The organism is Dietzia sp. Cai40 (assembly GCF_014145165.1).
GTDB lineage: Bacteria > Actinomycetota > Actinomycetes > Mycobacteriales > Mycobacteriaceae > Dietzia > Dietzia natronolimnaea.
Genome location: NZ_JAALEB010000077.1, coordinates 1 through 3,052, shown reverse-complemented (window position 1 = coordinate 3,052; position 3,052 = coordinate 1). Strand labels below are relative to the sequence as shown.

The 3,052-nt window shown below is 70.7% G+C and carries 4 protein-coding genes; 2 read left to right on the top strand and 2 right to left on the bottom strand.

What is annotated here, in order from left to right; all coding sequences use genetic code 11:
- Window positions 1-44: 44 nt before the first annotated feature.
- Window positions 45-542, bottom strand: coding sequence for a thiol peroxidase (gene tpx, locus G6022_RS03910; RefSeq protein WP_182639628.1), 498 nt, complete (start codon window positions 540-542; stop codon window positions 45-47).
- Window positions 431-1,219, bottom strand: coding sequence for a DNA-3-methyladenine glycosylase (locus tag G6022_RS03905; protein ID WP_182639627.1), 789 nt, complete (start codon window positions 1,217-1,219; stop codon window positions 431-433). Before G6022_RS03905 ends, tpx begins: the two co-directional genes overlap by 112 nt.
- A 125-nt stretch (window positions 1,220-1,344) precedes the next feature.
- Between G6022_RS03905 and G6022_RS03900 the strand changes: the two genes are divergently transcribed.
- Both G6022_RS03900 and G6022_RS03895 read left to right on the top strand, forming a co-directional pair.
- Window positions 1,345-1,977, top strand: a complete 633-nt coding sequence (locus G6022_RS03900; protein ID WP_182639626.1) for an ElyC/SanA/YdcF family protein — start codon at window positions 1,345-1,347, stop codon at window positions 1,975-1,977.
- A gap of 111 nt (window positions 1,978-2,088) precedes the next feature.
- Window positions 2,089-3,052: pirin family protein (locus G6022_RS03895; protein WP_182691027.1), on the top strand; the 964-nt coding region annotated here is incomplete at its 3' end.

Sequence of the window (3,052 nt, the reverse complement as noted above, 5' to 3'; positions counted from 1 at the left end):
CGGCCCGCCTCCACACGGAGGCGGGCCGGCGGTCGTGAGTGTGATCAGTTGAGAGCGGCGAGCGCGGAGTCGTAGTCCGGCTCGGTGGTGATCTCGTCGACGAGCTGGGTGTAGACGACCTTGCCCTCGGCGTCGAGAACGATGACCGAGCGGGCGCACAGGCCGGCCAGGGGGCCGTCGGCCATCGTGACGCCGTACGTCGAGGCGAAATCGCTGCGGAAGGTGGAACCGGCGGAGGCGTTCTCGATGCCCTCGTCGGCGGCGAAACGCTTGAGCGCGAAGGGGAGATCGGCCGAGACGTTGACGACCGCGGTGTTGTCCAGGCCGGTGGCCTTCTCGTTGAAGGTGCGGACGGACTGGGCGCAGACGCCCGTGTCGACGCTCGGGAAGATGTTGAGCACGACGTTCTTGCCCGCCAGCGACTCGGAGGTCACGGCTGACAGGTCGGTGCCGACCAGCTCGAACGCCGGGGCGGTGGTGCCGACGGCGGGGAGCTCGCCGGACGTGGTGACGGGATTTCCCTTGAATGCGGTGGTTGCCATGTGTCCGTTCTACCGGACGGGGGCGGCGTGGGCACCGCCTGCCCGGTCTGGTCGACCGCCCGCCACAGGTACCAGGAGGCGACCGAACGGTACGGGGCCCAGCTCTCGGCACGGGTGAGCATCTGCGTGGCGGTGGGCGCCTCGTCGAGCCCCGTGACCCGCTCGAATCCGCGGCGCACCCCGACATCGGCGACGGGGAACACGTCGGGTCTGTCCAACAGGAAGATCAGCACCATCTCGACGGTCCATCGGCCCACCCCGCGGACGGTGGTCAGGGAGGCGACCACCTCGTCGTCGTCGAGTTCCTCCAGCTCCGCCATCGTGGGGATCCGTCCGGTCCCCACGGCGTCGGTCAGGTCCCGGAGCGCGGCGATCTTGGGGCGGGAGACGCCGCAGGCGCGGATCTCGTCGTCGGAGAGGGCGGCCAGGAGGACGGGATCGAGATGGCGGGGCCCCGCGGCCCGCTCCCGGAGTCGGCCGGCGATCGTCGCGGCCGCCTTCACCGACAGTTGCTGGGACAGGATCGAGGAGGCCAGGCGATCGAACAGGGTGTTCGGTCCGGCGGCCGGGGCGGGCGTGAGGGTGCACGGACCGACGTACTCGATGTGGCGTCCGAGCTCGGGGTCCGCTCGGGAGAGGTATCGGACTGCGGCCGACTTGTCATATCCTGCGGGCATGTGAGCAGGCTACCCGGCGATTTTCTGGCCCATTCTGCCTCACGGGTAACAGCGGTACCGTGGCTACCGATAACTATCGGGTCACGAAATGAGTCACACACTTTTCTCGGGGGAGGAACGCCATCGTGCGTAGGACACACATCCGTCTCGCAGCGGTCGCGGCCACGGCGGCGCTCGCGCTGGGGGCCGGTGCAGGGACCGCATCCGCGGGTTCGGCGGAGCTCCCGTCGGGCACCGCGCTCTACAACGGGCTGACCATGGTGGGCTGCCAGTACGTCGACCAGTCGATGCTGCAGATGTGCGGCGGCCTGGACGCGCTCACGAGCGACGACCCGGCGGTGCTCACGGTCAATCCGTTCACCACCGACATCGTGATCCTGGGCGCGGGCCTCTATCCCGACGGGGGGATCCGGCCGGTGCTCGAGGAGCGGCTGAGGACAGGCTTCCGGCTCGCGCGGGAGTACCCCACCGCCCGCATCATCGTGACCGGTGGAGTCCCGCAGAACGGCCGCACGGAGGCCCGCGCGATGGGCGACTGGCTCCGCGGCGCCGGGATCGCACCGTGGCGGATCACCGAGGAGGGCAACTCCAACTCGACGGTCCAGAACGCCCGGTTCACCGACCAGATCTTCCGCGAGCGCGGGACCACCGGCGCGGTCGTGGTCTCCACGGGCGACCACGTCCAGCGTGCGGTGCTCAACTTCCGCCAGGCGGTCGGCGGCCGGATTCCGGTGACCGGAGTGGTGGCCCGGGGCTGACCCGGGTCTGGCCCGGGGCTGACCCGGGCTCGGCCGCGGGAGGGAACAAACCGCCAGGGCCCGGAGTTGTATGACGCGACAGCAAGTACCGTCCCGTCAGAGGAGATGCCAGTGTCCGCCATCCGTCAGGTAGTCCCGCTCGGCGCGCAGTGGCCCGGTGTCGACCCGTTCCTGTTCGCGGTCCACCACCGCGACGAGTTCCCCGCGGCCGAGGGGGAGACCATGCGTCCCGCGGCCTCCCTGGAGGGCCGGTCCATCGGAGGCGACTTCTCCGGCAAGGACGGCTGGTCGATGTACCACGGCTCAGAGGTGCCCGGCTTCCCCCAGCACCCACACCGCGGCTTCGAGACCGTCACCGTGGTGCTCGACGGCGTGGTGGACCACTCCGACTCGCTGGGCGCCGCCGCCCGCTTCGGGCACGGTGACACACAGTGGCTCACCGCCGGTGCGGGGATCTCGCACTCGGAGATGTTCCCCCTGCTGGATCCCGACGCGACCAACACCATGGAGCTGTTCCAGATCTGGCTCAACCTCGCCCCCGAGGACAAGTCCGCCGAGCCGTACTTCGACATGTTCTGGTCCGAGGACACCCCGGTCGTCGTCCGCGGTGAGGAGGGGGCCGCCGCGCGCGTCCGGGTGATCGCCGGGGAGATCGACGGGATCCGGGCACTCGACCCGCCACCGCACTCCTGGGCCGCGCGCCCGGACAGCCACCTCGCCATCTGGATCGTCACCCTCGACCCCGGGGTCAGCACCGAGCTCCCGGCGTTCGACCCGTCCGCCTCCCGGGTCCTGTACAACTACGGCGGCGAGCTGACCGCCGACGGGCAGCGGCTCGGCTACGACGCCGCCGTGCTCGCCCCCGAGGCCGTCACCGTGAGCGCGGGCGCGGACGGCGCGGCGTTCCTCGTGCTGCAGGCCCGGCCGATCGGGGCGCCCGTGGTCCAACAGGGTCCGTTCGTCGGCAACACCCGCCAGGACATCGTCACCGCCATGGAGGAGTACCGTGCCGGCGTGTTCGGTACCTGGCACCTGGACCGGAACGACCCCGTCCACGCCCACGGCGAGACCCGCT